This window comes from Pseudonocardia sp., assembly GCF_035305885.1.
Classification (GTDB): Bacteria; Actinomycetota; Actinomycetes; order Mycobacteriales; family Pseudonocardiaceae; genus Pseudonocardia.
In genome coordinates this window covers 23,183-50,000 of sequence record NZ_DATGOP010000039.1, presented here as the reverse complement: position 1 = coordinate 50,000, position 26,818 = coordinate 23,183, and the positions used below count along the sequence as shown (strand labels likewise).

Here is a 26,818-nt window from a genome sequence, read left to right as displayed (position 1 = left end):
AGGCTCGGCGTCGAGGGCGACGAGGGTGAAGCCGGGGCCGAGCGCCTCGAAGACGTTGCGGCCGTCCGACAGCGGGAGCGGGGGGAGGTGGTGCCCGGGGCGGGCGGAGAACGTGTGCTCGCCGTGCGCGCTGACGACGCCACCGGGCGGTCCGCAGACGACCGGCGAGCCCTCGTAGTGCGGCTCGAAGTCGCGCAGCCGCCTGCCGAAGCCGGCCGCGACGTCGGCGAAGCGGCGCTCGAACTCGGCCCGGTCCGTCGCGGGGTCGTACGTGGCGAGGAAGTCGCGGTCGTCGCGGATCCAGCCGCCGATGATGTCCTCGCCGACATCGCGGAAGACCGGCTGCCGCTCGAGGCTGTAGGAGTCGAGCAGGGCCTCGCCGCCCCGGCCGCGCAGGACCGCGGCGAGCTTCCAGCCGAGATTGACCGCGTCCTCGAGGCCGTTGTTGAGCCCGAACCCGCCGTAGGGCGGGTGGGTGTGGGCCGCGTCCCCGGCGATGAAGGCGCGCCCGACGCGGTAGGTGTGGGCGACCTGCACCCGAAGGTCCCAGAAGCCGACGTGATCGATCTCGCAGTCGAAGGCGAACCCGGCGGCGCGGTGGAGCAGCCCGGCGAAGTCGAATCGGCCCGCGCGCGCGTCGCGGGGCACCGGCGCGTGGAAGAAGAACTGCTCGCCCACGTCGACCCGGCCGAAGAACATCCAGTAGCCGCGCAGCTCGGGGTGCAGCACGCGGTAGGTCGAGCGGTCGGGGAAGCGGCCCAGCGCGCGGTGCAGCTCGGGCGAGCGGAAGACGACGAGCGCCACGAGCTCGTCCCAGTCGGTGCCGCTGCGCGGGATGTCGGCCTGCTCCCGCACGATCGAGCGCCCGCCGTCGCACCCGACGACGTAGTCCGCGGTGATCACCTCCTGCCCGGCGGCGCCCTCGGCCACCACGCGCACGCCCTCGGCGCCCTGCTCGACGGCGACGGCGCGCATCCCCAGGCGCAGGTCGACGTGGGGGAGCGAGGCGAGGCGGCGGCGCAGCACCTGCTCGGTGCGGTACTGGGGCAGGCGCTCGTTGGCCTGGAAGTAGTAGGGCGCCACCAGCTCGCGCGCGGGCGGCGCCGCCCAGAACCCGCTCATCAGGTTCCCGTAGGCGGTGACCTGGCCGATCGCGTAGCCGGGCGGCATCGTGCGGGCCGCGCGGATCTCGTCGGCCACGCCCCAGCGCCACATGTGCTCCATCGTGCGCTGCGACAGGCCCTGGCCCTTCGGGATCATCGACAGCCGGGTGCGCTGCTCCAGGACGACGCAGCGGATCCCGCGCAACCCCAGCTCGATGGCGAGCCCGACCCCGACGGGGCCGCCGCCGACGATCACGACCTCGGGGTTCACGCCTGTGTCTCCTCTGCGGCGGTGCCGCGGTAGTCGCGGACGACGTTGGGGCGGGCGAAGAGTACGAGCGCGGCCAACACCGGAAGCGCGGCCCCGGCCGTGAGGGCGGTGACCGGACCGAGTGCCCCGGCGGCCACGCCGATCACGACGTCGCCGAGCGCGGGCCCGCCGCGGGAGGTGATCTGGTAGAGCGACTGAACCCGGCCGCGCAGCTCGTCGGGCGTCTCCAGCTGGACCGCGGCGTGCCGGATGGTGGTCGCGGTGGCGTCGAACGCGCCCAGCAGCAGCGCGAACAGCAGGACGAGCCCGAGGGCCGGGGTCTGCGCGAACGCGATCGCGACCAGGCCGTAGCCGATGGTGGACGCGAGCAGCGCCCGGCCCAGCCGCTGCGAGCGCGACACCAGCCGCACGATCCCGTAGGTGGCGAGCAGCGCGCCGAGCGAGGGCGCCGCGGACAACAGCCCGTACCCGGCGGGCCCGATGTCGAGCCGGTCGGCGAACGCGGGCAGCAGCACGCGGTAGGCGCCGAAGACGGTGAGCACCAGGTCCAGCCCGCACAGCGACCAGATGATCGGCCGGCCGAGCACGTAGCCGACGCCGTCGGCCATCTCGGCGCGGATCGAGCGGGGCGGCCCGGTGCGCTGCAGGGGCGGCACGCGCACCGCGGCGAGGACGCCGACGAGCACCGCGTAGGAGATCCCGTCGAGCAGGTAGACGAGCCCGGGCCCGTCGGCGGCGATGAGCAGGCCGCCGAGCGCGGGCCCGACCAGCACCGCGACCTCGCGGGAGGGGTTGAGCAGGGCGATCGCGGCCGGGAGCACCTCGCGCGGGACGAGCGCGGGCACCAGGGCCTGGCGGCAGGGCTGGTCGAACGTCGCGGCCGCCGTGGTGACCAACACCCCGCCGATCACGTGCCAGGCCTGCACCACGCCGGTGAGCGAGACGGCCGCCATGGCGAGCGCCACGATCATGGCGACCGCCTGGCTCGCCTGCAGCAGGCCGCGGCGGTCCCAGCGGTCGGCCAGCACGCCGCCGAGCGGGCTGAGCACGACGAGCGCGACGGCCTGGGCGCCGCCGACGAGGCCGGTCGTCGCGATGGAGCCGGTGAGGTCGTAGACCTGCCACAGGCTCGCCGCCACGGTGGCACGCGTCCCGACCTGGGACAGCACCACGCCGGACCAGAAGAGCAGGAAGTCCCGGTTGTGCAGCAGTCGGGCCCAGTCCATCAACCCACCGGGACGAGCGTGACCTTGCTCGGTTCGGTCGCCACGAAGATGTCCGTGCCGGGCTTGATCGAGACGGACGGGTTGCCCCTGACCCGGAGGCTGAGCCCGCCCACCCGCACGATGTGGTCGACCGCCTCGCCGAGGAACGCCCGGTTGGTGACGGTACCCGGCCACTCGTTGGGCCGATTGCCCCAGCCGGTGGTGCTGAGCTCGAGGCTCTCCGGGCGGATCGCGGCCAGCACCTCCTCGCCGACCGGGACCTGTGCCGCCGATTCGAGCCGCACCCGGCCCGCGTCGGTCTCGATGTCCACGCACTCGCCCGCCCGGGCGACGACCTTGCCGCGCAGGAAGTTGGAGGTGCCGATGAACTCGGCGACGAACTTGCAGTTCGGCGTCTCGTAGACCTCGCGGGGCCGGCCCGTCTGCAGGACGTTGCCCTCCTTCATCACCGCGATCGTGGTGGAGAGCGCGAGCGCCTCGATCTGGTCGTGGGTGACGTAGACCGACGTGATGCCCAGCTCGCGCTGGAGGCGCTTGAGCTCGTAGCGCAGCGACTCGCGCAACTTCGCGTCCAGGTTGGACAGCGGCTCGTCGAGCAGCATCAGCGGCGGCTCGATGATGATCGCCCTGGCCAGCGCGAGGCGCTGCTGCTGGCCACCCGACAGCTTGGTGGCCTGCCGGTCGGCGAGGTGGGCGAGCTCCATCGTCTCGAGCACCTTGGCCACGCGCTCGCGGATCTCCCGCCTCCCCGGCCGCTGCGAGCGCTTCCGCACCTGCAGCGGGAAGGCCACGTTGTCGAACACGGTCATGTGCGGCCAGATGGCGTAGGACTGGAACACCATGCCGAGGCCGCGCTGGTTGGCCGGGACGTTGACGCCGTCGCCGTCGAACAGGACGCGCCCGCCGACCACGATCCGGCCGGAGTCCGGCTTCTCCAGGCCCGCCACCGACCGCAGCGTGGTGGTCTTGCCGCAGCCGGAGGGGCCGAGGAGGGTGAACATCTCGCCCTCGCCCACCTCGAGGCTCACGTCGTTGACCGCGAACACCCTGCCCGCCGCGGACCGGCCGTCGCCGGCGAAGCTCTTCACGAGGTTGCTGATCGTCAGCACTGTCGAGCCTCCGTTTCAGTCCTTGAGGCCGACGCGCGCGCCGACCTTGTAGGCGACCGCGACGAGCACGGCGAGGATGAGCACCATGATCACGCCGAGCGCGGACAGCTCCCCGAAGCGCGCGTTGGCGTACAGCTCCCAGATCGAGATCGACAGCACCTCGTTGCCCGGCGTGTAGAGCAGGATCGACGAGGACAGCTCGCGGAAGCTCACCACGAAGATGTAGACCCAGCCCGCAAGCAGCGCGGGTGCGATGAGCGGCAGTAGCACCCGGCGGAAGGTCGCCCACCAGCCGGCCCCGCTGACCTGCGCCGACTCCTCGAGCTCGGTGGAGATCGTCTGCATCCCCGCCACCGCGTAGCGCATGCCGTAGGGCAGGTACCGGGTGCAGTAGGCGATGAGCAGGATGAGCAGCGTGCCGTAGATCGGCAGCGGGCTGCGCAGGTAGACGAACGCGATCCCGACGCCGAGCACCAGCCCGGGGATGACGAGCGGCGAGAACGCGATGTGGTCGAGGATCTGGCGGCCCGGGATGCCCGAGCGCACCACCACCCACGCGGCCACCGCCATGAGGGCCATGACGATCGTCGCCGCCCCGCCGCCCAGGATCAGGGAGTTCTTCAGCGCGGTCGGCACCGAGGGGAGGTTGAACACGGCGACGAAGTTGTCGAGGTTCATCGACGCGAACGCCTCCCGCGACGGGGGCCGGTAGTAGGGCAGCAGGGCCGTGTAGAGCAGCACCATGAGCGGGGCGAGCACCGTGACGAAGAAGTAGGCCAGGATGCCCGCCCCGACCACCGGCTTCCAGCGGCCGAGGTCGATCGGGCGTGGGCGGAAGCCCTTGCCGGTGATCGTTGCGCCGCCGTGGCCGCCGCCCGCCTTGTTCGACAGCCATATGCCGAGCGCGGCGACCGCGAGCAGCCCGACGGCGAGCGCGCCCGCCCCGGCGAAGTCGACCGGGTAGCTGCGCAGCACCTGGTAGATGCGGCTGGTGAAGACGTAGATCCCGTTCTGCAGGCCGAGCAGGGCGGGTACCTCGAAGCTCTCGAGGCTGCGCACCAGCATGATCAGCGCCGCCGACAGCAGCGCCGGGCGGACCAGCGGGAGGGTGACCCGGCGGAACGTCTGCACCCGGGTGGCGCCGCTCATCAGCGCCGACTCCTCCAGGGAGGGGTCGGTCGAGCGGAACGCGGCGACCATGAACAGGAACGCGATGGGCGACAGGTGCAGGCCCTCGACCCAGATCATCCCCCAGACGGTGAAGATGTCGAAGGTCCCCGGGCCGAACACCGGCTCGACCAGGGCGTTGAGCAGGCCGATCGTCGGGCTGGCCAGGAAGATCCACGAGATCGTGTAGAGGATCCCCGGGATGATCAGCGGGATGATCGACGCGGCGAAGAACAGCGCCTTGAACGGCACGTCGGTGCGCACGTTGAAGTAGGCGAGCGCCGTGCCGACGGTGAGCGACAGCACCGCCGAGCCCACCGCGAACCACACCGAGTTGCCGACGAGCCCGCCGATGCGCGGGTCGCCGTAGGCCCGCGCGAAGCCGCCGAGGCTGAAGCCCTCGGCGTCGGAGAACGTGGTCCACAGCAGGTAGACCAGCGGGATGAGGGCGAGGTAGCCGACGACGGCGGTGGTCGCGACGGCGACGAGCGTGCGGGGGCGCACCAGGGCCTCGCGCGTGCGCGCGAGGACACCCGGTGCGCCGGTGGCGAGTGTCGCCATCACTGCTCCGGCAGCTGCTCGCCGCCGCGGACGACCTCGTCGTAACGGGCGGACCACTCGCTGCCTTCGTCGATGAGCTGCTGCACGTCCACGGGCAGGACCTGCAGGCCCGCGAGCGGGTCGGTGCCGTCCGGCATCACGGCGGGGGTGAGGCCGTTGTCGAGGATGATCTTCTGGCCGTCGGAGAGCATCCAGTCGAGGAACAGCATCGCGGTGGCCGGGTGGGTGCTGCTGCGCAGCAGGCCCGCCCCGTTGGCGCGGGCCACCACCGGCTCGACGAACGGCTGGTCGTCGACCGGCGCCCCCGAGGCGCGCGCCTTCTCGGTCAGGTAGGTGTACGACGCGGCGACCACGCCGAACTCGCCCGCCGAGAGCAGCTCGACCTGGCCGGAGTGGCCCTTCGCCACCTTCGAGCCGGCCACCATGTCCGCGAACAGCCGGTCGATGTCGGCGTCGGCCATGCCCTGCTCGCGGAAGTGGCCGTAGAGCGTCATGAACCAGTCGTAGTCGCTGACCTCGAGGGAGAGGATGCCGTCGTACTCCGGGTCGGCGAGGTCCTCCCAGGAGCGGGGCACGAGGTCGCCGGCCACGAGGTTGGTGTTCCAGGCGGGGGCGAAGATGTTGAAGCGGGTGGGCGTCCAGCCCTGGTACTGGAACTGTTCGTTGATCTTGTCGCGGTACTCGCTCCGGTAGTCGCCGGTGAGCCCCTGGTCGGCGATGATCGCCATCTGGGTGGCGTTGGTCTCGACGACGTCCGCGCCCGCGAAGCCGGCCTGCGCCTCCTGGAGGGTGCGCTGCAGCACCGTCTCCGAGTCTGCGCGGTAGACGTCGACGTCGACGCCGGTCGCCTGCTCGAACTGCGGCACGACGATGTCGGCGATGTCGGCGTTCAACGAGGTGTAGATGGAGAGCTTGTTGCCTTCCTCGGCCGCGAGCTGCACGAGGCGGTCGCGGCGCTCGGTTCCGCTGAGCGCGCCGACCTCCGCGTAGACGGCCTCCGCGGCGGTGGGTTGGTCGGAGCCGGGGGCGGGGCCGGCCGTCGGGGCGCCACCGCAGCCGGAGAGCAGCAGCAGGCCCGCGGCGCCGAGGGCCGCTAGCGCCGATCGTCGTGACATGTGGGACTCCAGGAGGTGCGGCGGTGCAACTCGGAGGGTCGGACCGAGAGGACTAACGGACTGACCATTTGTGTGCGCAGGAAGGTAACCCCCCTCACAGTCACCTGTAAAGCCCCGGATCCCCGCCCTCGAGCAGGCGCAGGGCCGCGTCGATGTCGAAGGTCCGCATGAAGGCGAGCGCGCTGCGCGCCATCGACAGCTCGGCGCCCGTGCCGTCGGCCATCCGCTCGGCGTTGGCGATGTCCTTCTCGAACCAGGTGAAGCGCATCAGGTGCATCTCGCGCAGCGTCCGGCTGTCGGTGGGGCTGTCCTGCATCGCCGCCCGCAGTTTCGGCACGTCGCCGCCGAGGCGCCTGCCCAGCTCCAGCGCCTGGGCGACCGCGGCGATCTGGGCCCAGTGCACGAGGTTGTTGACGGTCTTGCCCACCTGGCCGGCGCCGACCTCGCCGAGGTGGTGCACGGCGGCGGTCCACGGCGGGAGGAGCGGCCGGACGGCGTCGAGGGCCGCCGCGTCGCCGCCCACCAGGAGCGTCAGCCGGCCGGCCTCGGCGGAGCGGACCCCGCCGGTGAGGGCGGCGTCGAGCACGTCGACCCCGTCCGGGGCCGCCCCGGCGAGCTCCCGGCAGGTCTCGGGCAGCGCCGAGCTCGACAGCAGCACGACCGTGCCCGGCCGGGCGCCCGCGAACACGCCCCGCTCCCCGCAGAGCACGTCGCGCAGCTGGTCGTCGGTGGCGACGACCACGATCACGAGGCCCGCCGCGGCGGCCACGTCCGCCGGGTCGGGCGCCGCGGCGGCCCCGTGGTCGGTGGCGGCCGCGACCGCGGCCGGGTCGACGTCGCTGACGGTGGTGGGGATCCCGGCCTTGGCGAGGTGGCGGGCGATGGGGCCGCCCATCGCGCCCAGGCCGATCACCCCCGCTCCCGGTGGGAGGGGTGGACGGGCGGAGGTCGGGGTAGCGGTCATCGGCACATCATGCCAAATGGTCTAGTGTCAGACCTATGAGCGAGGAAGCGGCTGCCGGGTTCCTCGCCCGCACCGTCCGCTCGCTGCGCCACCCCAACTACCGCAAGTACCTGGGCGGTCACGCGCTGAGCGTCGTCGGCACGTGGATGCAGCGCGTCGCCCAGGACTGGCTCGTGCTGGAGCTGACCGGGGACCCGGTCGCCGTCGGCACGGCGCTCGCCCTGCAGTTCCTGCCGACGCTGCTGTTCGGGGTCTGGGGCGGGGTGCTGGTCGACCGGGTCGACCGCTGGCGGCTGCTGGTCGCCACCCAGACGGCGAGCGCCGTGCTCGCCGCGGTCCTCGCCGTCTCCACGGTGCTCGGCGCCACCACGCTCGGGCTGGTCTACGTCATGGCGGCGCTGCTCGGGTTCGTCACCGTCGTCGACTCACCGGCGCGGCACACGTTCGTCACCGACCTCGTGCCGCCCGGCGACTACGTCAACGCGCAGGCGCTGAACTCGACGATCCACAACACCGGTCGGCTGGTCGGCCCCGCCGTCGCCGGCCTGGTCATCGCGGCGGTCGGCACGGGGCCCGCGTTCGGGATCAACGCGATCTCGTTCGCCGCGGTGCTGGTCGGGCTCGCCCGCATGGACCGCTCCGCGCTGCACGCCACCACGAAGGCGGCCCCCGGCAAGGGACTGGCGGCCGCCGGGCTGCGCTACGCGTGGAGCCACCCGGAGCTGCGCGCCTGCCTGCTGCTCGTGGCCGCGGTCAGCCTGTTCAGCCAGAACTTCCGCGTCGTGCTGCCGGTGGCCGCCTCCGAGGTGCTCGGCGGCGACGCGGCGACCTACGGCTACCTCACCTCGGCGCTCGGGCTGGGCGCCGTGCTCGGCGCGCTCGGCGCGGCATCGAGCGTGACGGTGAGCGGGCGCAAGCTGCTCGCCTGCGCGGTCGCCCTCGGGGCGACGAACCTGCTCATGGCGCTGGTCGACCGGCTGGTCCTCGCGCTCGCCTGCCTCGTGGCGATGGGCGTGGCCAACATCGCCTTCAACACGATGGCGCGCAGCCTGCTGCAGGTGCGCAGCGCCCCGGAGGTGCAGGGACGCGTCATGGCCCTGCACGGGCTGCTCAACCTGGGCATGATGCCGCTGGGCGGACCGCTCCTGGGCTGGGTCTGCGCGGTGGCCGGGGCGCCGTGGGGCTTCGTCGTGGCGGGTTCGGCCGCCGTGGGCGCGGCCGCCCTCGTGGCCGGGCGGCTGACCACGAGGGAGCGGCCGAGCGGCTAGCCGGAACGCCAGTTCTTCAGGCTGTCCAGCGCGACCGCGATGATGATCACCGCGCCCTTGATGATCAGCTGGGTGAAGAACGGCACGTTCATGAGCACCAGGCCGTTGCTGAGCACGCCCATGATGAGCGCGCCGACGAACGTGCCGTGGATGCGCCCCCGGCCGCCGAACAGCGAGGTGCCGCCGAGGACGACCGCGGCGATCGCGTCGAGCTCGTAGCCCTCGCCCGCCCGCGGCTGGCCGGACTCGACGCGCGCGGAGAACATGACCCCGGCCAGCCCCGCGGTGAGCCCCGCGATCAGGTACACCTTGAGCAGCACCCGCCTGACCTTGATCCCGGCCAGCCGGGCGGCCTCGACGTTGCCGCCCACGGCGTAGATGTGCCGCCCGAACGTGGTGCGCTCCAGGATGAACCAGATCACCACGTAGGTGATCACCATGACCACGACGGGCGACGGGATCGCGGCGATGTTGCCGTTGCCCAGCAGCCGGAACCCGAGCTCGCCCTCGGCGATCAGCGGTTGGCCGTCGGTGAGCGCGTAGGCGGTGCCGCGCAGGTAGGTGAGCGCCCCGAGCGTCACGATGAACGCGGGCAGGGCGAGGTAGGCCACGAGCAGGCCGTTGAGCAGCCCGGCCGCGGCCCCGACCAGCACCCCGCCCAGCACGGCGACCAGCGCGGGGGAGCCTGCGTTCCACAGCAGCACCGACGTCACGCCCGCGACCCCGACGATCGATCCGACCGACAGGTCGATGCCGCCGGTGAGGATCACCAGCGTCATGCCCGCGGCCAGCACCGCGTTGATGGACACGGCGCGGGCGACGTTGAAGCCGTTGCTCAGGCTCACGAAGTTGGGCGCGATCACGGCCATCAGCGCGACCATGGCCAGCAGCACGATGATGATGCCGTACCGGTCCCACACCTGGCCGAAGCTGGGCCGGGCGCGCTCGGCGGGCTCGGTGGTCGGCGCGCCCGCCGGGGCGGTCCGTGTCATGCCGTGGTGCCTCCGTTCTTCTCCGCGGCGGCGGCGACGCCCGTCGCGTGCAGCATGACGGCCTCCTCCGTGGCCTCCGACCGGTCGAGCTCGGCGACGATCCGCCCGCCGCGCACCACCAGGACGCGGTCGCTGATGCCGAGCGCCTCGGGCAGGTCGGAGGAGACCACGAGCACGGCGACGCCGCGGCTGACCTGCTCGTTGATGATCCGGTAGATCTCGTACTTGGCGCCGATGTCGACGCCGCGGGTGGGCTCGTCGAGGATCAGCACCCGGGGCCCGACGGTGAGCCAGCGCCCGAGCACCACCTTCTGCTGGTTGCCACCGGACAGCTGCCCCGCCGCCCGCGTGGGCGGGGTGCGGATGCGCAGGGCCTCCATCTGCCTGCGCGCCGCGTCGCCGATGGCGCCCCTGCGCAGCACGCCGAGGCGGGAGAGCCGCTCGAGCGCGGACACGACGAGGTTGTCGCGGACCGACATCTGCGCGAACAGCGCCTGCTCCTTGCGGCTCTCCGGCAGCAGCCCGATGCCGTCCCGGATGCTGGTGGCGGGGGAGCGGCGGTCGAGCACCTTGCCCTCGAGCTCGACGGTGCCGCCCCGGGCCCGGTCGGCGCCGTAGATCATCCGCGCGATCTCGGTGCGTCCCGCGCCGATCAGGCCGACCATGCCGACGACCTCGCCCGCCCGCAGGTCGAGGTCCACCGGGCCGATGCCGGCGCCGTCGGTGAGGCCGCGCACCCGCAGCACGACCTCGCCGGGGCTGCGGTCGTCGTGGACGTAGAGGTCCTCGACGTTGCGCCCGATCATCTGGGTGACCACCCGCTCGGGGGTGATCTCGGCCTTCTCGCTGGTGCCCACCGACCGGCCGTCGCGGAAGACGGTGACCCGGTCGGCGAGCTCCCAGACCTCCTCCATGCGGTGGCTGATGTAGACCAGCCCCATCCCGGCGGCCCGCATCTCGTCGATGAGCGAGAACAGCTGCCGGGCCTCGCGGTCCGACAGGGCCGCCGTGGGCTCGTCGAGCACGAGGACGCGGGCGTCCTCGGCGAGCGCGCGGGCGATCTCGACCATCTGCTGGCGGCCGACCGACAGCTGCCGCATCGGCAGCCGCGGGTCGATGTCGGCGCGCACCCGGGCGAGCTTCTCCTCGGCGTCGCGCAGCAGCCGCTTGCGGTCGAGAACACCCCAGCGGGTGCGCGGCTCGGCTCCCAGCGCCAGGTTCTCGGCCACCGTCATGTCCGGGACGGTGTTGAGCTCCTGGTGGATGATCGCGATCCCCAGCGCCGCCGCCTCGACCGGGGAGGAGATGGTGACCGGCTCCCCGTCGATGCGGATCGTGCCCGAGTCCGGGGTGTGGACGCCGGCGAGCACCTTCATCAGCGTCGACTTGCCCGCGCCGTTCTCGCCCATGAGGGCGTGGACCTCGCCGCGGCGCAGGTCGAAGTCCACGCCCCGCAGGGCGGGGGCACCACCGAAGGACTTGGTGATGCCCTCCATCGCGACCAGCGACGCCATGGGCCTACTGCCAGCCCTTGTACTGCGCCAGGTTCTCGCGGGTGATCATCTCGGTTGGCACCAGCACGGACCGCTCCTCGAGTTCCTCGCCCGCGAACAGCTTCTGGGCCATCTCCAGCGCGATGGCGCCCTGGGTGTTCGGGTCCTGCGCCGCGGTGGCCTTGAACATCGAGTCGGGCTTCTGCAGCTCCGCGACGGCCTCGGGGGAGGCGTCGACCCCGACGATCACCAGGTCGGTGAAGCCCGCCTGCTCGGCGGCGAGCGTGGCGCCCAGCGCCGTGGGGTCGTTGATCCCGAAGATCCCCTTCACGTCCGGGTGCGCGGTGAGCATGTCGGTGGCGATGGTCAGCGCCTCGGCCCGGCCGTTGTCGCCGTTCTGCTCGGCGACGATGGTGATCTCCGGGTAGTTCTGCAGCGCCTCCTTGCAGCCGGTGACGCGGTCCTGCACCGACGAGATGGGCGTGCCGTTGATCAGCAGGATGTCGCCGGCGCCGCCGATCTGCTCGGCCAGGTAGGTGCACGCCTGGCGGCCCGCCTCGACGTTGTCGAGCGTGACCTGCGCCTCGGCGCCCTTCGCGGCGACGTCGACCGCCACCACCGTGATGCCGGCCGCCTTGGCCCGCTCGACCGCGGGGCCGATGCCGTCGGAGTCGACCGCGTTGATCAGCAGCACGTCGATCTGCTGCTGGATGAACGCGTCGATCTGCTCGTTCTGGGCGCCGAGGTCCTGCCGCCCGTCCTGGACGTTGACGGTCGCGCCGATCTTCTCCGCGCCGGCCTTCACACCGTTGGCCATCGACTGGAAGAACGGGTTGGACAGGTCCTGCACCATCAGGCCGATCGTCTCGACCTGCGCACCGGGGCCACCGCGCTCGGTGCTGACCGGGTCGCCCTCGCTGCAGCCCGCGGCGAGCGCGCACGCCAGCACCACGCCGCCCGCCACCAGCCGGGCCCGCGCCCGGCCGAGTCCCGTAAGTGCCATCGACTCCTACCTCGTTCCTGCTCGCACCATCGCGGCCGTGCAGATGTTAACGCCCACACATCAGACAACACCGGCGGCCCGGGTCACCGCCGCGACGGAGCGGTCAACATCGTCTTCCGTGGTCAGCGCGTTGGAGACCGCGATGCGCATGTAGTGACGGCCCCGCCACACGGTGCCACCCATCCAACAGATCCCACAGCGTTGGACGGCTGCGATCACGGCGTCGGTGCGCGCGTCGTCGCCGAAGCCGACGAGCACCTGGTTGAGCACGACGTCGTTGGCGATCTCGAACCCGGCCGCGGCCAGCCCCTCGGCGAAGCGGGTGGCGAGCCGGCAGCACCGCTCCACCAGCTCCGCCACGCCGTCGGCGCCGAGCTCGCGCAGCGCGGCCCACACCGCGAAGCCGCGGGCGCGCCGCGACGACTCGGGCACGAGGTCGGCGGGCATCGGCACCGGGCCGCCGGAGCCGGTGAGGTAGCTCGCCGCGTAGTTCATCGCGGCGACGTGCACGTCCGGGTGCGCGCAGATCGCGAAGCCGCAGTCGTAGGGCACGTTGAGCCACTTGTGCCCGTCGCAGGACCAGGAATCGGCCAGGTCGGCGCCGTCGACGAGGTGCGCCCGCGCCGGCGCGGCGGCGGCCCACAGCCCGAACGCCCCGTCGACGTGCACCCAGGCGTCGTGCTCGCGGGCGATGCCGACCGCGGTGCGCAGGTCGTCGCAGGCGCCGGTGTTGACGTTGCCCGCCTGCAGGCACACGACCGTCGGCGCGCTCGGCTCCGCGGCGAGCACCCGGCGCAGGTCGGCCGGGTCGATCGCCCCGTTGCCGTCGGCGGCCACCGGACGGATCGCGGCCTCGCCGAGGCCGAGCAGGCGCGCGGCGCGGTCGATGGTGGCGTGGCGGTCCTCGCTCGCGACGATCCGCACCCGCGGGGCGCCCTGCAGCCCGTCGCGTTCGACGTCCCACCCGACGGCCCGCAGGACGTGGTGGCGGCCCGCGGCGATCCCCACCGTGTTGCCCGCCTGCGCGCCGGTGACCAGGCCGACGGTGGCGGTGGGCGGCAGACCGAGCAGCTCGAGCAGCCACCCCGACACCGCGCGTTCGGCGGCCACCGCGGCGGGGGAGAGCGCGTCGTTGAACGCGACCTGGTCCCACCCGGCCGCGAGCACGTCGGCCGCGGTGGCGGCCGGGAGGGCCCCGCCGACGACGAAGCCGAAGTAGCGCGGGCCCGCCGTGCTCATCAGCCCGTCCTCGGCCGCCGCGACGAGCTCGTCGACGACCCGCTCCGGCGGGGTGCCCGTGCGCGGCAGCGGCCCGCCGAACCGCTCCAGCAGCGCATCCGAGCGGGCGGGGGCCTGCACCGGGCGGTCCGGCAGGGAGGCCCGGTAGTCGCCGGCGACCTCCGCGGCGTGCTGCAGCAGCGATCTGAGATCCATCGCCGGATCGTACGAACGGGCTAGTTTCTCCGGCGTGGAGCGGTTCGATGCGGTCGTCGTCGGGGCGGGGATCAACGGCATGGCCGCGGCGGCGCGGCTCGCCGGGGCCGGGTGGTCGGTGGCGCTCGTCGACGAGCACCCGCGGATCGGCGGGTTCATCGCGACCGAGGAACGCACCGTGCCGGGCTACCGGCACGACACCTTCTCCTCCTGGCACCCGTTGTTCGTCACGGGTCCCGTGTACGCCGAGCTGGGGCCCGACCTGCACCGGCACGGCCTGGAGTACGCCAACGCCGACGGCCCGGTGACGGCGTCGGTCACCGACGCGGGCGAGGTGACGATCGCGCACCGCGACGTCGAGCGGACGGTGGCCGGCTTCGCCGAGCCCGCCGACCGCGACGCCTACCGGGCGGCGATCGAGCGGTTCGGGGCGCACGCGGCCCACCTCGGCGGCCTGCTGTCCAGCGAGCTGCGCTCGCCCGGGGTGCTCGGCCCCCTGTGGGGGCTCGCCCGCAGCGGCCGCGCGGAGCTGGCGGCGTACGCGCGGGAGGTCGCGACCAGCGGGCGGGCGTGGCTGCGCACCCGCTTCCGCGGCCCCGAGGTGGACCGGCTCTGGGCGCCGTGGCTGCTGCACGCGGGGCTGTCCCCCGACAGCGCCTCCGGTGGGCTGATGATCCCGGTGTTCGCCGCGACCCTGCACGCGGCCGGGCTGCCGGTGGTGGTCGGCGGCGCGGGGAACTTCCTCACCGCGTGGGAGGGCCTGCTCGCCGAGCGCGGCGTCCGGGTGCTCACGGGGCGGCGGGTGGACCGGGTGGTGCTGCGGGACGGGGCGGCCGCGGGGGTGGCCGGCGACGGGTGGGCGGTCGGCGCCGACCGGGCGGTGCTCGCGTCGGTGACCCCCGCCGCGCTGTACACCCGGCTGCTGCCGTCGGACGCGGTGCCGCCCGCTGCGGCGCAGGAGGCGGCCCGCTACCGGCCCGGGCGGGCGGCGATGCAGGTGCACGTCGCCCTGTCCGGGCCCGTGCCGTGGCGGGACCCGGCGCTCGCCGCCGTGCCGCTGGTGCACCTGTCGGACGGGTCGGCGTCCACGGGGATCGCCTGCGCCGAGGCCGAGGCGGGCCTGCTGCCGCGGCGCCCGACGGTGGTCGTCGGCCAGCAGCACGTCCTGGACCCCTCGCGGGTACCGGAGGGCGCGGCGGCGCTGTGGCTGCAGCTGCAGGAGGTGCCGTTCGCGCCGGTCGGCGACGCGGCCGGGGAGCTCGACGGGTCGGCGGGTTGGGACGCCGCGCTCGCCCGCGGCTACGCCGACCGCGTGCTCGACCGGGTCGCGGCGCACGCCCCCGGCCTGCGCGACCTCGTGCTCGGGATCGACGTGATCACCCCGCGCGATCTCGAGGCGTACAACCCGAACGCGATCGCGGGCGACCCCTACGCCGGCTCCGCCGAGCTGGACCAGAACCTCATCTGGCGGTCGAGCCACGCGACGCCGGTGGAGCGGCTGTGGCACATCGGCGCGGCGACCCACCCGGGCCCGGGGCTGGGCGGGGCGTCCGGCCACCTCGTCGCCGGCCGCCTGCTCGCGCCGAGCCTGCCCCGGCGGCTGGGCCGGGTGACGGGCCGGATGAGGGGCGGCCTCCCCGGGTAGTCGGGTGGGGAGCCGGGACCGCACCGGCCCGGTGGAGCCGATCCGATTGGGGAGATCTGCGATGGCCACCTGCGAGGTGTGCGGGAACGACTACGACATGGCGTTCGAGGTGCGGGCGCAGGGCGCGGTCCACGTGTTCGACAGCTTCGAGTGCGCGATCCACGCCATGGCGCCGGTCTGCGAGCACTGCGGGTGCAAGATCGTCGGCCACGGCGTGCAGGCCGAGGGCCGGTTCTTCTGCTGCGCCCACTGCGCGAACTCCTCGGTCGCCGGGGCCGGCCTGCGCGACCGGGTCGACGCCACCGCCTGAGGCACGGCGGGGTCAGGACCCGGTCACCAGCGGCACGAATGCGACCGCGCCGAGGTCGGTGACCGCGCCGGAGCGGTAGCGCTTCAGCGTCCCGGTGCCGCGGTGGCCGACCGGGCAGACCAGCGCCGCGCCCGGCCCGAGCTGCTCGAGCAGCGCCGGCGGCGGCCCGCCCTCGGCCATCGCGGTGACGACGATGCCGTCGAACGGGGCCCGGTCCGGCGCCCCGAGCGCCCCGTCGCCGGTGCGCACCTCGATGCCTGCGTAGCCGAGCGCCGCCAGCGTCCTGCGGGCGCGTTCGGCCAGCTCGCGGTGGCGCTCGATCGTCACCACCGACCGGTGGCACCGCGACAGCACCGCGGCGCCGTAGCCCGACCCGGTGCCGACCTCGAGCACGCGGGCGTCCGGGCCCGCCTGCAGCGCCGCAGCGCTCAGCGCGACGACCGTGGGCGCGGAGATCGTCTGCCCCAGCCCGATGGGCAGCGGGACGTCGCGGTAGGCCGCGCCGGCAACGGCACGGGGCACGAACGCCTCGCGCGGCACCTCTCCCATGGCCGCCAGCACGCGCTCGTCGGCGATGCCCTCGGCGCGCAGGTACCGCACCATGGCGGCCCGGTGCCGCTCGGCGCGCCTCGCCATGCCCCCGTGTTCCCGCGACGGGCGGGTGCCACGCCCGGTTCGAGCCGGCCGGAAGGGGTATGCCCGGGTTCGTCGAACCGGGAAGGAGCCCGTCGTGGCCCAGCAGACCACCACATGAAGCAGCTGGAGGCGGTCGAGGCGACCGACCCGCGCTTCGACGAGCTCGTGCGCACCATGACCGAAAAGCTGCGCCACCACGTGCACGACGAGGAGGCCGACCAGTTCCCGAAGCTGCGCGAGCACATCCCGCACGACGAGCTCGTGCGCCTCGAGGAGAAGGTGGAGGCGGCGAAGGGGGTGGCGCCCACCCGTCCGCACCCGAGCGCGCCGAACACCGAACTGTTCCACGAGCTCGTGTGGGCCCGGGCGTGGGGCTGGTCGACCGGCTCCGGGACCGGATCTCCCACCGCAGCAGCTGACGTCCCCCGGCTGGAGGCCGCCGCGCGGGCCCGCGCGGGGGCACACTCGGGACATCGAATCCGCAGGAGGACGACGATGTCCCGAGGCAAGAAGATCGAACAGAAGGTCCGGCTCTCACGGCGGGAGGCCGCGCGCTGGCTCGGCGAGGTGGCCAAGGCGCTCGACGCCGGCGGCACCGTCGAGATCGCGCTGTCCGGTGAGCCGGTGCGGCTGCACCTGGGCGAGGAACTCACCTGCGAGCTGGAGATCGAGCCCTACGGCGACAAGGTCGAGCTCGAGATCGAGTTCACGTGGCGCGCGCCGCGCGGTGAGGTCGACGAACGCCGGGACGCACCGTTCGCGCGAGCCGCGAACACCTGACCCAGCGCCTGACCACGACACCTGACCAGAGCGTCAGGACCACGAGGAGGAGAACTGCATGTCCGGTGGCGGAGGAAAGATCGAGCAGCGCGTCGTGCTGTCGCGCCAGGAGGCCGCGCGCTGGCTCGGCGAGCTGGCGAAGGCCCTGGAGGCCGGCGGGACGGCGGACGTCGCGCTCGTCGGCCCCGCGGTGTCGCTGAACCTGCCCGAGGAATTCGAGTGCGAGCTGGAGCTCGAGCCCTACGGCGACAAGATCGAGCTCGAGATCGAGTTCATGTGGCCGAACACCAAGAAGGAGGCCCCGGCCGACCAGCCGCGGTACACGGTGGCGGCCCCGCAGCCCCTGCGCTGACGCCCGCAGCGGCGCTGCCTTACACCCTGGCGGGTCGACCAGTCAACCCGTTGCACTCAACAGTGCTCCCGATCACCATCGAGGTGCGTACACAAGTCGTCACAGCGTGGTGAGGAGCGGGAACAGTGATCCCGATCATCGAATTCGTCCTGGGTATCGCTGTGCTCGTGTACAGCGCGGAGAAGTTGATCGGGTACCTGGTCGGCGTCGCCAGCCGGTGGGTGATCTCGCTCTTCCTCATCGCGGTGGTCTTCACCGGGATCGAGTTCGACGACCTCGCGTTCGGGATCGTGCTGAACCTCGAGGACCTGAGCGAGGTCGCCCTCGGCACCGTCGTCGGGACGACGATCGCGATGACCGGCATCGTGCTGGCCCTCATGGCGCTGATCGCGCCGTGCCCGACCGAGATCCCCAAGCACTACCTGGCGCTGTTCGTCGCCGCGCCGGTGGTCATGTACGCCCTCGCGCTGTCCGGGGCGCTGTCCGTCGGCGTCGGCGTGGGGCTGCTGGCGCTGTTCGTCGCGTTCGTCGGGTGGATCGCCTACCACGAGTACCGCTCCCGGCGCCCGGTGTGGCGCAACGCGGAGGTCTACGAGCAGCTCGAGAAGGCCGGGGTCGGCGGGGGCGGCACGGCCACCCTGACCCGCGGGAGCGGCGGCGACGCGTCGACCTCGCAGGGCCCGGCCGCGGGCGGGGGCACCGGCGGGAACGGGGGCGCGCGCGGCTTCCAGCTGCCCCCCGACCTGCGGGTCGACCACGGCTTCCTCAAGGCCCGCCAGCTCTCGCCGGCCGCCACGATCGCCCTGTCGGTGTTCGCCCTCGTCGGGCTCGTCGTCGGCGCCCTGATCGCCGGGCAGGGCACCGAGGGCATCCTCGAGGAGTACGCCATCGAGGGCACCGTCTTCGGCGTCACCATCGCGACGCTCGCGCTGACGCTCGAGGACATCTTCCTGAGCGTCGAGCCCTCCCGGCGTGGGGCCCCCGAGATCGGTATCGCCAACGTCATCGGCAGCGTCGTGTTCTCGGTGACCGGCAAGCTCGGCATCATCCTGCTGGTCGGCGGGGCGATCGTCGTCGACGACGACACGTTGTCCTGGCACATGCCGGTCCTGCTCGCGTTCACCGTGCTGTCGGCGATCTTCCTGGCCACCGGGCGGTTGCGCCGTTGGCACGGCGCCGTCCTGCTCGGTCTCTACGTCGCCTACTTCGTCGTGAGCCTGCTGGTCTTCGGCGAGGTTCCGGTCGACGACTGACACCGCCCGCGCCACGAACAGGAAAGGGTTGATGCCGACGTGCTGACCAAGGACCGCGTCGGAGCCGCCGCCGTGATCCTGGCCGCCATCATCGGGCTCTGGCTGGTGTTCAGCTACCCGCAGTCCGAGGGCGGCGACGACGATGACGACGCTCGCGCCGGCCAGGAGACCAGCCAGGTGGACGAGGCGCCCGGCGGGCAGCTCGAGCCCGTACCCGGTGGGGCCGAGGAGGGCGAGGGCGACGGGGACGACGACGACTGAGCGACCGATCGCCTGACCGTCCGGCCGCTCACCCACCGCGGCGGCCGGGGGCGCGCCGCCCGTAGAGTGCCCCTCCGTGGTCGCGGACGTCGGTGCGCTGCGGGCGGTGGACGAGGGCGTCGCCCGCCGGCTGAAGGCGCTCGCCTGCACCGCGCCGCTGCACGACCTGGACGCCCGCAAGAGCCGCCTCGACTGGGTCGACGCCTCCCGCTACCAGATGGCCGAGATCGCCCTCCAGGCGATCGACCAGGTCACGCTGGCCATGGACTTCGACCACGGCGCGGACCAGGCGGAGATCGTCAAACGGCTGCGGCCCTTCGTCGCGGCGCAGGCGCCGGACGCACCGCCGGGCGAGCACGAGCGCGTCGCGCAGTGGGTCATCGAGAACCTCATCAACGTCGGCAGCCTCGACCGCGGCTTCCAGGCCGACTACGGCACCTTCACCGAGGACGGCCGCTACGTGCGGCGCCGCTTCGACTTCAAGCTGCTGGTCGAGGTGGCGGGCCCGGACGGCGAGGTGTACCTGCGCGCCTCCGACGAGGCGATCAACGTGCTCGTCGGGGCGCTGGACACCGACGTCGAGTCGGCTCAGGTCGCGGCCGAGGTGAAGCTGGAGAACCTGATCAGCCGTGGCCGGCTGGGCGACGCGCGGCTCGCCGCCGAGCAGGCGCGCTACCGCACGGTGCAGTACGCCGAGGCGCTGCGCCAGAAGCTCGACGCCACCCGCCGCGACGTCCGCTCGGTCGACTGGCTCACGGCGGTGCCCGAGCTGCTCGACGAGGCGCTCACCCACATCGAGTCCCGCTACCGGGCCGAGACCGCGATCCTCGCCAACATCGCCGACGCCCGCGACGAGGCCACCGAGCCGGAGCGGCGCCGCCAGGCCGCCGAGCTGGTCGAGGTCGTGAGCGACTGCATCCAGCGCCACACCCAGCTGCAGGCCCGGCTGCAGGAGGCGGGCGCGACGTTCCGCGCCGAGCAGGACCGCCAGCAGTTCAGCGGGCGGCCCAAGCGGGCGGCGATCGACGTGTTCGGCCAGCTGCTGCGCCCCTGCCTCGCCCTCGACACGGCCACCGCGACCGGCCCGGCCGCCGCGTTCTTCACCGCGGGCGCCGGGGTGCGCGTGCCGAGCGTGCCCAGCCTCACCGGGCTGGTCGAGACGCTGCTCACCCCGCCGGTCGAGCGCGACCCGCTGGGGGAGCCGGTGGTGGAGCCGGACCTCGCCCCGGTGAGCGTCGAGCGGTTCGGCGACGCGCTGTGGGAGGCGGCCAACCGGCTGCTCGACCCGGGCCGGGGCACGCAGCGGCTCTCGCGGCTGCTCGCCGAGGCCCGCGAGATCGACCCCGAGCTGCCCACGTTGGTGGCGCTGCGCGTGGCGCACGCGGTCGGCGCGAGCGTCGGCACCGCGCGCAACCAGGGCGACGAGACCCTGCTGCTCGCGTTCGACGACGGCACGGTGCTGCACGACCCCGAGTTCGGCGGCGCCGACCTGCTGGTCACCACCGCGGGTGTGCGGGGCGGCGAGGCCGACGTCGAGGAGGTCGCGTGAGCAGGGAGATCCAGCCGCACGACGTCGAGGCGGCGGCGCGGCTCGTCGCGCACGGGATGCGCCCGAAGGCGCTGCCGTCCCGCGACGCGGGCTACGCCGAGCTGGTGCGCCGCTACCGCGACGACGACGCCTTCGCCGACACCGTGCAGCGGGTCGCGTCCGGGCTCGGGCTGGTGGTGCTGGCGGTGGGCCCGCAGTCGGGGATCGTGCTGGCCGCGGTCGAGGAGTCGGTGTTCGAGATCCGCATGGACGAGTACGCGCGGCGCACCGTCCTGCAGAACCGCCAGACCGACAAGATGCTGCACGGGCTCGCCCACCTCGCCGCCGCCGCGCTCGCCTTCCCGCGCCCGGACGACCTCGGCGACGACAGCTACGTCGGCCGGGTGTCGGTGGACCAGGTCGACGGGGCGGTCCGCGAGGCGTGCCGCGTCCTGGAGGAGCGCACCGCGGGCGTCGAGGCCGACCCGCTGTCGGACGCGCCGCAGCTGGAGGCGGCGTGGCGGGCCTGGCTGCGCCGACCGGAGGCGACGGCCACCAAGGACGGGCGCGTGGGGGAGGCGACCACCCGCGGAATCGTCGGGAAGGCGCTGCGGTTCCTCGCCGACCAGGGCTTCCTCGTGCCGGTCGGCACGGAGGGCGGCGTCTACCGCACCACCCCCCGCTACCAGGTGCAGGTGCGTGAGCTCGCCGCGCAGCGGGCGTTCGACGAGCTGCTGTCGCTCGGCGTGCTCCCCGCGGCGACCGCGGGCGGCGCGCTGCGCGCCCCGACCGGCCTCGAGGCGCCCGATGTATGAGCTCTCCCGCGTCCGGCTGTTCTCGGTCGGCCCGCCCGGGGCGCGCTACCAGGACGTCACCCTCGACCTGCGCGGCGTGGGCCCCGCGGTGCAGGCCGCCCAACAGGTCGACCTGTTCGCGCCCGACGACCTCGAGCGCGTGCCCCGCCGCCCGTCACCCGCGTCGGTGCTGTTCCTGGAGAACGGCGGTGGCAAGTCGGTCCTGCTCAAGCTGATCTTCTCGGTGCTGCTGCCGGGCAGGCGCCAGGTCGTCGGCACGACCAGCACCACCGTGCTGGAGAAGTTCGTGCTCGGCGAGGACGTCGCGCACGTCGTGCTGGAGTGGATGCACACCGCCACCGGGCGGCTCCTGGTCACGGGCAAGGTCTCCGAGTGGCGCGGTCACGTCACCTCGCTCGACCCGGAGAAGCTCGGCAACGCCTGGTACTCGTTCCGGCCCGTGCCCGGTTTCGGCCTCGACGACCTGCCGTTCACCGTCGACGGCCGCCGCGTCACCACCACCGGGTTCAAGGACCGGCTCGTCGAGCGGCACCGCGAGCTGCCCGCGCTGGAGCTGGTGTGGGAGACCGGCCCCCGGGACTGGACCCGCCACCTGTCGGGCATCGGCCTCGACCCGGAGCTCTTCCGTTACCAGCGCGCGATGAACGCGGGCGAGGGCGAGGCCGCCGAGGCGTTCGCGTTCCCCACCGACGAGGCGTTCGTCGACTTCCTGCTGCGCGCCGTGCTCGATCCCGAGGAGCCGCAGAACCTCGCCGACCTCGTCGCCGGCTACGCGACCCGCCTCGCGCAGCGCGCCGACCTGGAGCTCGAGCGCGAGTTCGTCGACGGCACGCTCGCCCGCCTCGGCCCGCTGACCGAGGCCGAGCGCGCCGCCGCGGCCGCCCGGGACGCCGAGGCCGCCGCGCACGGGGCCGCCCGCGCGCTCGCGGCGGCGATCGTGGCCCGCAGGCGGGCGGAGGACGAGCGGCTGGCCGTCGCCGGGCAGGCCCACGAGGCCGCGCTGGAGCGGCTGCGCGCCGCCGAGGCGGGGGAGCGGCGGCTGCAGGAGATCACCACCGAGCTGCGCCGGCGGGTCGCCGCGCTCGAGCTCGCCGCCGCCCAGGAGGCCGAGGCGGCGGCGCGGCGCGCCCACGCCGAGGCCGAGCGGCACCTGGCGGCCTGGCAGGCGGTCGAGCCGGTGCTGCGCCACCGGGTGGCGGAGGCCGAGGCGCGCCGGCTGCGCGGCGTGGTCGACGCCGAGCAGGAGCGGGCCCGCCCCGCGCTGCGGGCCCGCCAGGACGCCGCCCGTGCGCTCGCGGCGGGGCTGCGGGCGATGGCGCGCGAGGCCGACGAGGCCGCCGCCGCGGCCGAGCACGCCGCGGCCGCGGCCGATGAGCGGGCGGAGGCGGCGCGCGCGGCCGAGCTGGCGCAGGTGAGCGCCGCCGCGACCCACCGGGCCGCTGCCGACCAGGCCCGCGACGAGCTGGCCCGCATCGAGCGCCGCGTCGCGGTGGCCGTGACGGCGGGCCATCTCGCCGAGGGCGCCGACGTCGCCGCCGCGAGCGCCGCCGCCGAGGCCGAGGCGCTCGAGGTGCAGGAGCGGCTCGCCGCCCTGCACGCCGAGCTGACCGAGCTGCGCCACGCCCGTCGCGCCGCCGACGAGCGCCGCGCCGCCGCGCACCGGGCCGAGGACGCCGCCCGCGCCGCTTCCGAGCGCGCGGAGGCGGCCCTGGCCGACGCGCTCGCCGCCCGCGACGCGCTGGCGGGCGAGCCGCGGTTCGCCGAGCTGCTCGGGGTGGAGGAGGTCCGGCCCGACACCGACGCCTCCGCCCTCGAGGAACGCCTCCTCGCCGCGATCGGCGCGGGGGACCGGCGGCGCACCGAGCTGCTCGCCGCCCAGGACCGCGACGCCAGGGCGCTGCGCGCCCTCGGTGCGGGCGGGCTGCTGCCCGAGCCCGCGGAGATCGAGCAGGTGCTCGCGGTGCTGGAGGCCGCGGGCATCACCGCCTACTCCGGCTGGCGCTACCTCGCCACGCTGCCCGAACAGCAGCGCGCCGCGGCCGTCGAGCGGCTGCCGCACCTGGTGGCGGGCGTGCTGCTCAACAACCCCGAGGACGCCCCGCGGGCCCGCGAGGAGCTGGAGCGGGCACGGTTGCTGCCGTGCGCGGTCGTGGCCGTCGGCGCCACCCGCGCGGTCGAGGCGGGCGGGAGCGCCCCCGGCGTGGACTTCGTCGTGCCGCCCAACCCCGCCATGATCGACGAGGTGGCGGCCGAACAGGCCCGCGCGGAGCTGGAACGCGAGACCGCCGACCGCACGGCCGAGCTGGACGCGCTCGGCGCCCGGCTGGAGGCCGACCGCGCCCTGCTCACCCGGCTGCGCGACTGGCGGGCCCGCGACCGCGACGGCGCCGTGCGCGCGTCGCTCGTCGAGGCCGCCGAGGCGGCGCGCGCCGGGCTCGCCGGCGCGGCCCGGGAGGCCGAGCAGGCCGACGCCGAGGTCGCCGCGCTCGACGAGCGGGCCGACCGGCTCGAGGCCGACGCCCCGCGCCTCGCTTCCGCCGCCGAGGCGGCCCGGACCCGCGCCGCCGCCCTCACCGCGCTGCTGGCCGAGGTGCGCCGCCGCCCGGAGCTGGAGGAACGGGCGCAGGCCGCCGCCGCGGCCGTCGAGCGCGCCGAGGCGGCGGCCGCGACCGCGCGCGCCGAGGCCGCCGCGGCGCGCCGCGACGCCGACGAGGCCCGCCGCAGCCGCGACCGGCAGCGGGCGGTCGCCGACTCCAGCCGGACCGAGCTGGCCGACCTGCCCCTGGACGGCGCCGAGCCCGGTACGGGGCCGCAGGCCGCGCCACCCGATGCGCCGCTGGAGGTGCTGCGCGCGGCGTACCGCAAGGCCGACGCGGCCTACTCGGCCGCCGAGGTCGACACCGACCTGCGGTCCCGCCTGGCCGACGCCGAGCGGGAGGCGCGCGCGGCGCAGGCGGCCTTCGACGAGCTGCCCGACGAGGTGCGGGCGGCCGCCGACGCGCTGCTGCGCTCACCCGACGCGGCCGACCCCGCCTCCCGCCGCGCCGCGACGGCCCAGGCGCGCGCTGCGCTCGCCCGCTGCGCCGACGCCCTGCGGGAGGCGGCTGCGGAGCTCGCGGTGGCGCGGCGGGAGGCCGGGCGCTTCCCGGCGGGCCCGCAGTCGGTCGAGCCGTACGGCGACCCCCGCGACGTCGAGCACGGCCGCGAGCTCGTCGACCGGGCCGAGCAGGACCGCCGCGCGGCCGCCGCCGAGGCCGCCGCCGCCCGCGACGGGGCCGCGACGGCCGAGGCCGCCCGCCGCGCCGCCGAGGCGTCGGCGGAGGGGTTCCGGCACGTCGTGGCCGGGCTGGACGAGGGCGCCGCCGACGGGACCGAGCCGGGTGCGGCCCCGTTCTCGGGGGACGTCGACGCCGCGCTCGCGCGCTGGAAGGAGGCCCGGGCCGCGGTGCGCGAGGCCGCCCGCGACCGGGCCGGGGCCGAGCGCGCGGTGCGCGCCGCCGTCGACGCGGTGGCCCAGTTCGCGCAGGAGGCGCGCTTCTCCGCGGTGACCAGCCCCGTGCGCAGCCACCTGCTCGGCGTCGCCCGCGCCGACATGCCGGGCCTCGCCGCGGAGTGGGAGCAGGCCCTGCGGCCGCGGCTGCGCTCGCTCGAGGACGACCTCGCCACGATCGGCAGGCACCGCTCGGGCATCGTGACGCGGCTGCACGGGATGGTCGGCGAGGCGCTGCGCACGCTGCGGCTCGCGCAGCGGCTCTCCGAGCTGCCCGAGGGCCTGTCGGACTGGTCGGGGCAGCAGTTCCTGCGCATCCGCTTCGACGAGCTCGACGACGCCGACCTGGTCCGCGAGCTCGGTGAGGTCGTCGACCGCACCGCGACCGAGCGCTCGGGCAACGCCCGCGATCGCAGGGACGGCATGTCGCTGTTGCTGCGCGGCGTGCGCGCGGCGATGCCGAAGGGCGTGCGCGTGGAGATGCTCAAGCCCGACGCGGTGCTGCGCACCGAGCGGCTGCGCGTCTCGGAGATCCGCGACGTGTTCTCCGGTGGGCAGCAGCTCACGGCCGCGATCGTCCTGTACTGCACGATGGCCGCCCTGCGCGCCCACCAGCGCGGGCAGGGCAGGCGCCCGCACGCGGGCGTGCTGTTCCTGGACAACCCCATCGGGCGCGCGTCGGCGGGCTACCTGCTCGAGCTGCAGTTCGGCGTGGCCCGCGCGCTGGGCGTCCAGCTCGTCTACACCACCGGCCTGTTCGACGCCGGCGCGCTGAGCGCGTTCCCGCTGATCATCCGGCTGCGCAACGACGCCGACCTGCGAGCGGGGCGCAAGTACCTGTCCGTCGACGAGCGGATCGCGCGCGGCCTCGCCGAGCTCGACCCGCCGGACGGCAGCGGCCGGATCGCGGCGGTCCGGGTGTTCCGCAGGCCCGCCCCGGCCGAGGTCACGGCGTAGCGGTCGGTGTCCCGGTCGGTGTCGCGGTCGGTGTCGCGGCCGGCGGCGCGATGTCGGTGCGGCTCGGCAGCGGCAGGATCGACGGCAGCACGTCGCGGCCCAGCCGCCGGATCGCGGCCACCGTCTCGTCGGTGCTCATCGTGGGCCACTGCGGGCGCACCAGCAGCGGGTCCACCGGCAGCGTGGTGACCAGCCCGGTGAGCTGCGCGACGACCTGGTCGGGGGTGCCGAGGACCACGTGGCCCTTCACGGCCTCGGCGAACTCCCGTTCGAGCTGGTCGGCGTCGAACACGTCCAGGCCGCGCTGCGCGTAGGTGACGTAGCGGCCCTTGGCCACGCGCGCGTACTCGGCGACCGCGGCCTCGGCCGAGTCGGCCACCAGCACGTTGCGGCGCAGCGGCTGCGGCCCGAACGGGATGCCCCGCTCGGCGAGGCCGGCGCGGACGAGCTCGTAGCGTTCGGCCACCGCGGGCGGCGGGAGCTCGGGCGGCACCGCGTACGCGGTGGCGTACCGGCCGGCCCGGCGGGCCCCCGCCTTCGCGAACCCGCCGACCCAGACGGGCGGGTGCGGCTGCTGCACCGGCTGGATGTGCGGGCGCACCGCGTCGAGGTGGAAGTGGCGGCCGTGGTGGGTCACCTCGTGCTCGGTCCACAGCCGGGGGAGCAGCTCGAGCATCTCGTCCAGCCGCGAGGCCCGCTCCGCGTACGGCACGCCGAGGTGGTCGAACTCCTCGGCGCGGTAGCCGAGCCCCACGCCGAACACCAGGCGCCCCTCGGTGACCACGTCGAGCGTCGCGATCTCCTCCGCGAGCAGCACCGGGTGGTACAGGGGCCCGATCATGACCTGCGTGACGAGCCGCGTGCCCGGCGACGTGTGCGCGGCCAGCCGGGCGAGCCAGGGCACCGGCTGCATCCACCGCAGGTCGCCGTAGAGGAAGTGCTGGCCGATCGCGATGTGGGAGAACCCGTTCTGTTCGGCCTCGCCGACGATCCGCAGCACGTCCTGGAGCTGCTGCGCGGGCGGCACCGACCGCGGGACGTCGCTGAGCAGCATGCCGACCTGGACCACGCGACCACCAGTCTTC

Annotated in this window: 22 protein-coding genes (1 of these 22 only partly in view); 10 read left to right on the top strand and 12 right to left on the bottom strand. The window is 74.5% G+C overall.

Annotation, left to right across the window (positions count from 1 at the left end; all coding sequences use genetic code 11):
• The 6 genes from VKZ81_RS08115 to VKZ81_RS08090 all read right to left on the bottom strand — a co-directional run.
• Nucleotides 1-1,374 carry the 5' portion of an FAD-dependent monooxygenase gene (locus VKZ81_RS08115; protein WP_324240828.1) on the bottom strand. It extends 219 nt beyond the left edge of the window, so the window shows 1,374 of its 1,593 coding nt (coding positions 1-1,374); its start codon is at nucleotides 1,372-1,374; its stop codon lies beyond the left edge, outside the window.
• On the bottom strand, nucleotides 1,371-2,600 hold the full coding sequence (locus tag VKZ81_RS08110; RefSeq protein ID WP_324240827.1) for an MFS transporter: 1,230 nt from the start codon (nucleotides 2,598-2,600) through the stop codon (nucleotides 1,371-1,373). Before VKZ81_RS08110 ends, VKZ81_RS08115 begins: the two co-directional genes overlap by 4 nt.
• Nucleotides 2,600-3,709, bottom strand: a complete 1,110-nt coding sequence (locus VKZ81_RS08105; protein WP_324240826.1) for an ABC transporter ATP-binding protein — start codon at nucleotides 3,707-3,709, stop codon at nucleotides 2,600-2,602. Before VKZ81_RS08105 ends, VKZ81_RS08110 begins: the two co-directional genes overlap by 1 nt.
• Nucleotides 3,710-3,724: 15 nt before the next feature.
• Entirely contained in the window at nucleotides 3,725-5,437 is a 1,713-nt protein-coding gene (locus tag VKZ81_RS08100) for an ABC transporter permease (protein ID WP_324240825.1), read from the bottom strand.
• The gene (locus VKZ81_RS08095; RefSeq protein WP_324240824.1) at nucleotides 5,437-6,552 is read right to left on the bottom strand and encodes an ABC transporter substrate-binding protein; all 1,116 of its coding nucleotides are present in this window, start codon (nucleotides 6,550-6,552) and stop codon (nucleotides 5,437-5,439) included. Before VKZ81_RS08095 ends, VKZ81_RS08100 begins: the two co-directional genes overlap by 1 nt.
• Before the next feature lie 100 nt (nucleotides 6,553-6,652).
• Nucleotides 6,653-7,516 (bottom strand): NAD(P)-dependent oxidoreductase, encoded by an 864-nt coding sequence (locus VKZ81_RS08090; protein ID WP_324240823.1) that lies wholly within the window; start codon nucleotides 7,514-7,516, stop codon nucleotides 6,653-6,655.
• 35 nt (nucleotides 7,517-7,551) lie between these two features.
• Between VKZ81_RS08090 and VKZ81_RS08085 the strand changes: the two genes are divergently transcribed.
• Nucleotides 7,552-8,784 carry an MFS transporter gene (locus VKZ81_RS08085; RefSeq protein ID WP_324240822.1) on the top strand — a complete coding sequence of 411 codons (1,233 nt, stop codon included), beginning with the start codon at nucleotides 7,552-7,554 and terminating at the stop codon, nucleotides 8,782-8,784.
• Here the strand turns inward: VKZ81_RS08085 and VKZ81_RS08080 are convergent.
• From VKZ81_RS08080 to VKZ81_RS08065, 4 genes are read right to left on the bottom strand one after another with little or no spacing between them, the layout of a single operon-like run.
• Nucleotides 8,781-9,776 (bottom strand): ABC transporter permease subunit, encoded by a 996-nt coding sequence (locus VKZ81_RS08080; protein WP_324240821.1) that lies wholly within the window; start codon nucleotides 9,774-9,776, stop codon nucleotides 8,781-8,783. The genes VKZ81_RS08085 and VKZ81_RS08080 overlap by 4 nt on opposite strands.
• Nucleotides 9,773-11,290 carry a sugar ABC transporter ATP-binding protein gene (locus VKZ81_RS08075; RefSeq protein WP_324240820.1) on the bottom strand — a complete coding sequence of 506 codons (1,518 nt, stop codon included), beginning with the start codon at nucleotides 11,288-11,290 and terminating at the stop codon, nucleotides 9,773-9,775. The genes VKZ81_RS08080 and VKZ81_RS08075 overlap by 4 nt, the downstream gene beginning before the upstream one ends.
• A 4-nt stretch (nucleotides 11,291-11,294) precedes the next feature.
• Nucleotides 11,295-12,272 carry an ABC transporter substrate-binding protein gene (locus tag VKZ81_RS08070; protein WP_324240819.1) on the bottom strand — a complete coding sequence of 326 codons (978 nt, stop codon included), beginning with the start codon at nucleotides 12,270-12,272 and terminating at the stop codon, nucleotides 11,295-11,297.
• A 60-nt stretch (nucleotides 12,273-12,332) separates the two neighbouring features.
• Nucleotides 12,333-13,706, bottom strand: a complete 1,374-nt coding sequence (locus VKZ81_RS08065) for a pyridoxal phosphate-dependent decarboxylase family protein (protein ID WP_324240818.1) — start codon at nucleotides 13,704-13,706, stop codon at nucleotides 12,333-12,335.
• Between the two features lie 34 nt (nucleotides 13,707-13,740).
• On the opposite strand from VKZ81_RS08065, the gene VKZ81_RS08060 reads away from it, so the two are divergent.
• Nucleotides 13,741-15,351: a phytoene desaturase family protein gene (locus VKZ81_RS08060; RefSeq protein WP_324240817.1), complete on the top strand. Its 1,611-nt coding sequence runs from the start codon at nucleotides 13,741-13,743 to the stop codon at nucleotides 15,349-15,351.
• Between the two features lie 61 nt (nucleotides 15,352-15,412).
• Entirely contained in the window at nucleotides 15,413-15,661 is a 249-nt protein-coding gene (locus tag VKZ81_RS08055; RefSeq protein WP_324240816.1) for a hypothetical protein, read from the top strand.
• 12 nt (nucleotides 15,662-15,673) lie between these two features.
• Here VKZ81_RS08055 and VKZ81_RS08050 read toward each other — a convergent pair whose 3' ends face one another.
• Nucleotides 15,674-16,297 (bottom strand): protein-L-isoaspartate(D-aspartate) O-methyltransferase, encoded by a 624-nt coding sequence (locus VKZ81_RS08050; RefSeq protein WP_324240815.1) that lies wholly within the window; start codon nucleotides 16,295-16,297, stop codon nucleotides 15,674-15,676.
• Between the two features lie 114 nt (nucleotides 16,298-16,411).
• Between VKZ81_RS08050 and VKZ81_RS08045 the strand changes: the two genes are divergently transcribed.
• From VKZ81_RS08045 to VKZ81_RS08015, 7 genes are all read left to right on the top strand, one after another.
• Nucleotides 16,412-17,077 (top strand): amphi-Trp domain-containing protein, encoded by a 666-nt coding sequence (locus VKZ81_RS08045; protein ID WP_324240814.1) that lies wholly within the window; start codon nucleotides 16,412-16,414, stop codon nucleotides 17,075-17,077.
• Between the two features lie 58 nt (nucleotides 17,078-17,135).
• Nucleotides 17,136-17,429, top strand: coding sequence for an amphi-Trp domain-containing protein (locus VKZ81_RS08040; RefSeq protein ID WP_324240813.1), 294 nt, complete (start codon nucleotides 17,136-17,138; stop codon nucleotides 17,427-17,429).
• A gap of 125 nt (nucleotides 17,430-17,554) precedes the next feature.
• On the top strand, nucleotides 17,555-18,682 hold the full coding sequence (locus VKZ81_RS08035) for a sodium:calcium antiporter (protein WP_324240812.1): 1,128 nt from the start codon (nucleotides 17,555-17,557) through the stop codon (nucleotides 18,680-18,682).
• 39 nt (nucleotides 18,683-18,721) lie between these two features.
• Nucleotides 18,722-18,943 (top strand): hypothetical protein, encoded by a 222-nt coding sequence (locus VKZ81_RS08030; protein WP_324240811.1) that lies wholly within the window; start codon nucleotides 18,722-18,724, stop codon nucleotides 18,941-18,943.
• A 97-nt stretch (nucleotides 18,944-19,040) separates the two neighbouring features.
• Nucleotides 19,041-20,492, top strand: coding sequence for a hypothetical protein (locus tag VKZ81_RS08025; RefSeq protein ID WP_324240830.1), 1,452 nt, complete (start codon nucleotides 19,041-19,043; stop codon nucleotides 20,490-20,492).
• A gap of 56 nt (nucleotides 20,493-20,548) precedes the next feature.
• Nucleotides 20,549-21,286 carry a hypothetical protein gene (locus tag VKZ81_RS08020; RefSeq protein WP_324240829.1) on the top strand — a complete coding sequence of 246 codons (738 nt, stop codon included), beginning with the start codon at nucleotides 20,549-20,551 and terminating at the stop codon, nucleotides 21,284-21,286.
• On the top strand, nucleotides 21,279-25,733 hold the full coding sequence (locus VKZ81_RS08015; protein WP_324240810.1) for a coiled-coil domain-containing protein: 4,455 nt from the start codon (nucleotides 21,279-21,281) through the stop codon (nucleotides 25,731-25,733). Before VKZ81_RS08020 ends, VKZ81_RS08015 begins: the two co-directional genes overlap by 8 nt.
• On the opposite strand, the gene VKZ81_RS08010 is transcribed toward VKZ81_RS08015, so the two are convergent.
• Nucleotides 25,723-26,802, bottom strand: a complete 1,080-nt coding sequence (locus tag VKZ81_RS08010) for an LLM class flavin-dependent oxidoreductase (RefSeq protein WP_324240809.1) — start codon at nucleotides 26,800-26,802, stop codon at nucleotides 25,723-25,725. The genes VKZ81_RS08015 and VKZ81_RS08010 overlap by 11 nt on opposite strands.
• Between the last annotated feature and the right edge of the window lie 16 nt (nucleotides 26,803-26,818).

Bases quoted from the DNA above. Each gene is read 5' to 3' on its own strand.
- VKZ81_RS08110 (WP_324240827.1), bottom strand. From the start codon at position 2,600: ATGGACTGGGCCCGACTGCTGCACAACCGGGACTTCCTGCTCTTCTGG.
- VKZ81_RS08100 (WP_324240825.1), bottom strand. From the start codon at position 5,437: ATGGCGACACTCGCCACCGGCGCACCGGGTGTCCTCGCGCGCACGCGC.
- VKZ81_RS08095 (WP_324240824.1), bottom strand. From the start codon at position 6,552: ATGTCACGACGATCGGCGCTAGCGGCCCTCGGCGCCGCGGGCCTGCTG.
- VKZ81_RS08090 (WP_324240823.1), bottom strand. From the start codon at position 7,516: ATGACCGCTACCCCGACCTCCGCCCGTCCACCCCTCCCACCGGGAGCG.
- VKZ81_RS08085 (WP_324240822.1), top strand. From the start codon at position 7,552: ATGAGCGAGGAAGCGGCTGCCGGGTTCCTCGCCCGCACCGTCCGCTCG.
- VKZ81_RS08080 (WP_324240821.1), bottom strand. From the start codon at position 9,776: ATGACACGGACCGCCCCGGCGGGCGCGCCGACCACCGAGCCCGCCGAG.
- VKZ81_RS08075 (WP_324240820.1), bottom strand. From the start codon at position 11,290: ATGGCGTCGCTGGTCGCGATGGAGGGCATCACCAAGTCCTTCGGTGGT.
- VKZ81_RS08070 (WP_324240819.1), bottom strand. From the start codon at position 12,272: ATGGCACTTACGGGACTCGGCCGGGCGCGGGCCCGGCTGGTGGCGGGC.
- VKZ81_RS08065 (WP_324240818.1), bottom strand. From the start codon at position 13,706: ATGGATCTCAGATCGCTGCTGCAGCACGCCGCGGAGGTCGCCGGCGAC.
- VKZ81_RS08055 (WP_324240816.1), top strand. From the start codon at position 15,413: ATGGCCACCTGCGAGGTGTGCGGGAACGACTACGACATGGCGTTCGAG.
- VKZ81_RS08050 (WP_324240815.1), bottom strand. From the start codon at position 16,297: ATGGCGAGGCGCGCCGAGCGGCACCGGGCCGCCATGGTGCGGTACCTG.
- VKZ81_RS08045 (WP_324240814.1), top strand. From the start codon at position 16,412: ATGAAGCAGCTGGAGGCGGTCGAGGCGACCGACCCGCGCTTCGACGAG.
- VKZ81_RS08040 (WP_324240813.1), top strand. From the start codon at position 17,136: ATGTCCGGTGGCGGAGGAAAGATCGAGCAGCGCGTCGTGCTGTCGCGC.
- VKZ81_RS08020 (WP_324240829.1), top strand. From the start codon at position 20,549: ATGCGCCCGAAGGCGCTGCCGTCCCGCGACGCGGGCTACGCCGAGCTG.
- VKZ81_RS08015 (WP_324240810.1), top strand. From the start codon at position 21,279: ATGTATGAGCTCTCCCGCGTCCGGCTGTTCTCGGTCGGCCCGCCCGGG.